Source organism: Psychrobacter sp. T6-1, from assembly GCF_052258445.1.
In genome coordinates this window covers 1-4,936 of record NZ_JBQQFC010000183.1, presented here as the reverse complement: position 1 = coordinate 4,936, position 4,936 = coordinate 1, and the positions used below count along the sequence as shown (strand labels likewise).

Genomic DNA, 4,936 nt, shown 5'->3' with positions numbered 1-4,936 from the left:
GAACTGCCTGAGCAAGAAGATGGCGCGATGGAAGGCTTCCAGCTGTGGCTCAATCTACCTGCCAAAGATAAAATGAACGATCCTTGGTATAAAGACTTCCAAAGTGAGGACTTGCCTAAATACACCACTGAAGATGGCGTGGACGTTACTGTCATTGCGGGGACATCGCACGGCGTTGAAGGCGCAGTCACACGCGATATCACTGAGCCGACTTATTTAGATATTCATCTACCCGCAGGCACTAGCTTTAGCCAAGCCATTCCAAGCGATCACAATGCGTTTGCCTTTGTGTATCGCGGTAAAGTGGATATTGAAGGTCGAGAAGTGCCGACTAAAACGATGGCTATTCTTGAAAACAACGACAGTGCAGATGGCATCGTCATTACAGCCGACAGTCAAGAAGATACCAAAGTTATTTTGATTACTGGACGCCCACTACGTGAACCGATTGTACAATACGGTCCGTTTGTGATGAACAGTCAGCAAGAGATCATGCAAGCGGTTACTGATTTTCAAAGTGGCAAATTTGGTGAAGGGGCTTAGTTGTTAGCCTAGCTTATTAGATGTTTTATTAAATATCAAAGCCCGTATTAGTTTGCTAATATGGGCTTTTTTTGTGGGAAAAAGTATTGCTTTGGTTGTCTACGCAGTCGCCCCGAACGTCAATTGTGGTTAAGTATGAACACCGAACAGCACTGAGAGGTCTTCAAGCTAATCGTAGGACATAAGAATCATATCGAGCAAATTTGGTAACTAAGAAATCAGAATTTGATTTTGAGAAAGGGATTGAGATTAGAAAGCTGTTTTAGAAGAAAACAAATTGGTAATATCAACTTTTCTATAATTATTGCTATTTATGGTTTAGTAGTAAGCTTTGAATACTATTTTCAAAATCACTTTGACTTTCAAAGTCATTATTAAAAGATACTTCTACACTCTTAAGCTTTTCAATCAAAATAAGTAATAAATTTATTCTTTCTAATAGTTTTGATAAGAGTTTTACTCTTTCTAGATTATGATGATTTGCTTTCGGCCAACTGACACTACGTCTTCTCATACACGTACTATGATCATATACATCTTCTATTACAGCAGTGCTTAAAACAGAGTTCCTAATACTCTCTGCATTAACATCCTGCGGATCAAGAAGACCAATTAATGCTTCTAGGTTTATACCTAAGTCCTCCATACAGCATGCATAAATTAAGCTTGTGCAGTTAAATTTACCATTAAAATAAGCTAGTTCAGAACACAATGCTTTAAATACTAATTTTTGAATTAATTTACAGTGTTCTGTAATCACAACATCACTTTTAAATGACTCAATATCTACCTTCGCTGTTGTATGAATATTACATAATAAAATCTCAATAAATACTTCTATATCGTCAGATAGTTTTATTAAAGCTTGAGTTTTATCTGAGAGAAATTTCTGGTCATTACTACTATCTGCTCGATAGTAACATTTTTCCAGTTCAGGGATTCTAGTATGAATCCAATTTAAAACCTCTTCTGAGTCCCTCATAACTTGTACGCTACTTTGACATAAAAGCGTTTCATTAGTTGTACTTTTTAACCTTAACCATGTATTAAAAACTGTAGCTCTTTTTATAGCTAAATCTTGGTTTTCTCTTTTAGCTAGTTTTATTTCTAACTCATCGTGAAAATGTTGAATTACAGGCGCAAAATCAAAAACGACTATACCCTTCTTATTTACAGCTTCTCCAGTTATAAAAGGTAAAAAATCGCTCAAATCTCTTTCATCTACAGCTTTAATTAATTTACCTGTAGATTTATCAAGTAGCATAGACCTTACAGCAAGATTATTATTCATAACAAAACCAACCTAATTTCAAAATTAATTTAAAACATTCTTTTTAAGAAAATAATAATAAACCTAGTATTGCTTTACAAGCTTATATGCCCTAACTGCCATTATTCCAAACTCCTGAACTGTTACTACAGAAAAACCGCACTTGAACTTGATTACCTAGAACCTGATGTATTATATGATTCACTCTATTACAATAGGCTTGATCATTTCCATAAACTGAAACTGCAACCTTTCTAACCTGTGCTAAAGCTATACGTTGTAAAATATAAAGATCTTGTTCCCATAAGCCCCACCCATATATAACCAAAGAAGGTTCTAAAGTAGTCAGTACCTCTCTATAAACAGTATTTAAATAACTACTGCTTTGTATTGAATTTATCTTTTGCTGAGATGTACCTTCACTAACGAATAATGGTACTACCTGCTCAGATTTCCATGCTTGGAGTATGGATTCCAACAAACCATTACCGTTACCTATAACCTTGAACTCAGACTCAACATTATTACGACAGAGGACTAGGCTACCATGAGGATAAAATGCTAGGGTTGTAGATGTATTCCCATATATAGGTTCACGCAATTGACGCCAATTCTCATGAAATTGGCCATGTATAAAACAATCCTTTAAGGAATGTTTATCTTGCACGTCAACGCCATACATAATCGACCAGTAAAGTATTAAATCATAATTTAATGAAACTACGGTTTTAAAATTCTTTAAAAATTGGTATAAAACAGGTATGTGTTCCGAAATCTCTTGATATTCAGGATGAACATTCCTCACAGATTTAATCAGGCATTCACGTACTCTCACATAAGCGGCATGTGTCCTGTCATCTAGTATTAAAAGAGCACGATTAACATTAGAGGCCTGCCATACTAGGCGCAATACTAGTTCAAAATCTGTCGTATTAAAAAATTCAAATAGCTGTTGAATATCTTGGGTGAAAAGCCCGTTTTCACGCGCATGGTCAACAAGTGAACTATAACTAAAGCGGTTATCGATAGACATACTAGCGCCATTTCCCAATAGCAATGAACCTCCGTAATAGTCCTCAGCAATTTTTTGCCATTCAAAGATTCTATATATCATTATTTACTTACTCCTACTACTCAAAAATTTATCAATATAAAGATTTAGTACTGTCATCAAGACTTAATAGTATTATGAAAAAGCAACATAATATACTATCCTATAATTGTTGACTAATAATTTCACCCATAAAAAAAGCCCCCTCTGCGTTAGCAAAGGGGGCTTTTAGAATAGAGAGCTGACGATGACCTACTCTCACATGGCCGGAGCCACACTACCATCGGCGCAACGATGTTTCACTTCTGAGTTCGGGAAGGGATCAGGTGGTGCCATCGTGCTATTGTTGTCTATTTTGCAGCAAACTAGAATCGCTATTGCATATGAATTTTAGGCAGCTTAAAAGCTATCTACAGGCATAGCCTTCCGTCTTGCGCTGCGGACGACTGTCTCCCAGACAGTTGTTATTCTTTGCTCACCTTTACACATCACCAATACTTATCATCAATATTAGCGACCAAACTTTTGTAAAATAACTAAGATTTCAAGTCTTAATTTTCCAATAGTAGGTAGCTGAATATGATAAAGAAGTTGTTTAAACCAAAATACGTCAAGTTCGATGAAAAATACACCACCCTAAGTGCAGAAGATCAGCAAACGATGGAAATGATAACCGCTGATATCCGTGACTACGTCCAAAAGAACAAAGAAGCCAATAAACTTGATCATCATACCCGCGCTGTTCATGCCAAAAGCTATTGCGGACTCAAGGCCAAGTTTGAGGTTTTAGATAATTTACCCAAAGAGTACGCTCAAGGACTGTATGCAAACGCAGTTATTCACGATGCCGTGATTCGATTCTCAAATGCTGCGGCAGGTGTAGATGCAGATAGAAGGCTGGGGTTAGGACAAGGGCTAGCGATCAAGATATTTGATGTGCCGGGCAAAAAGCTCACCCCTGGTGAAGAGGACTGTACCACCTTTGATTATGCGCTAGTGAATGGGCCTATCTTCTTTACCAACAACCTAAAAGATTATGCCTATCTGTCTAAATTAAATTTTGAGCTAAATGGTTACTTAGGTGATGGCCTGCTTGGTAAAGGCAAACTGGTATTTAATTGGCTGACCAAATACGGCAAAGCATTTCCTAATGTAGAGGGTATAAAGACTCTAAATGCCTTTAGAAAGCTGGCTACCATTCCACCAAAGAACGCTTGGCTTTATGATTACTTCTCGCAAGGCGCGTGCCGTCATGGCGACTATATGGCCAAGATTAGAGTGACCCCTACCAAGGCATCTGCCGCCAAAATTAAACGTCGTGACATTCACTTGTTTACAGAGGACGAGGCCATCCGCCCCGCTATTATCCAAGAGATTCAAGAACACGACTATCAGTTCGATGTACAAATACAGCTGTGCCATAATCTTAAAAAGCAGCCTATCGAAACACTGACTAAAGAATGGGACGAATCTGATGTGCCTTTCGTCACAGTAGCAACGCTAACTGTACCTTGTCAGGATGTAGCAGACGATGGCAATGTTGACGCGATAGAGAACCTAAGCTTTACCACCTTCAGATGTTTAGAAGAGAATCGTCCTATCGGAGTCATTCAAACCTCGCGTTTGCAGGCCTATAAGACTTCTTCTGATACCCGTCACAAAATGAACGGTGTTAAACGTAAAGAGCCTAGCAGTTTAAAAGAAGTATTCAATAAAAATTCTAATTAAACAATAGAGAAAACTAGTCTTTTGCATCAATAGCATAATAGCCAGTATTGGAGAAATACTGGCTATTTTTATACGTAAAACTCATTTAAAAATTTACCCATAAAAAAAGCCCCCTCTGCGTAAGCAAAGGGGGCTTTTTAGGGAATAGAGAGCTGACGATGACCTGAGCGAGGAAATAGTCAAAGCACTGCTTTGACCCGAGCGCAAGAGAAAATCCCTTAAAGGGGATTTTCTGCATAGTAGGTCACATGGTGATGACTAAGTTACAGATAAAAAAAAGAGCCATCCGATTAAGGATGACTCTTCTTAGAATAGAGAGCTGACGATGACCTACTCTCACATGG

The 4,936-nt window shown here is 37.8% G+C and carries 4 protein-coding genes and 1 rRNA gene; 2 read left to right on the top strand and 3 right to left on the bottom strand.

The window, feature by feature from the left end; all coding sequences use genetic code 11:
• Window positions 1-543, top strand: a 543-nt coding sequence (locus ACTXGO_RS09645) for a pirin family protein (RefSeq protein WP_443574231.1), incomplete at its 5' end; no start/stop codon positions are given.
• A 307-nt stretch (window positions 544-850) separates the two neighbouring features.
• On the opposite strand, the gene ACTXGO_RS09640 is transcribed toward ACTXGO_RS09645, so the two are convergent.
• The 3 genes from ACTXGO_RS09640 to rrf all read right to left on the bottom strand — a co-directional run bounded on the left by ACTXGO_RS09640 (window position 851) and on the right by rrf (window position 3,218).
• Window positions 851-1,834, bottom strand: coding sequence for a hypothetical protein (locus ACTXGO_RS09640; RefSeq protein WP_443574229.1), 984 nt, complete (start codon window positions 1,832-1,834; stop codon window positions 851-853).
• Between the two features lie 91 nt (window positions 1,835-1,925).
• Entirely contained in the window at window positions 1,926-2,927 is a 1,002-nt protein-coding gene (locus ACTXGO_RS09635; RefSeq protein ID WP_443574227.1) for a DUF4917 family protein, read from the bottom strand.
• 176 nt (window positions 2,928-3,103) lie between these two features.
• A 5S ribosomal RNA gene (gene rrf / locus ACTXGO_RS09630) occupies window positions 3,104-3,218 on the bottom strand.
• A gap of 225 nt (window positions 3,219-3,443) precedes the next feature.
• Here rrf and ACTXGO_RS09625 point away from each other — a divergent pair.
• Window positions 3,444-4,592: a catalase family protein gene (locus ACTXGO_RS09625; protein ID WP_443574225.1), complete on the top strand. Its 1,149-nt coding sequence runs from the start codon at window positions 3,444-3,446 to the stop codon at window positions 4,590-4,592.
• Window positions 4,593-4,936 lie beyond the last annotated feature (344 nt).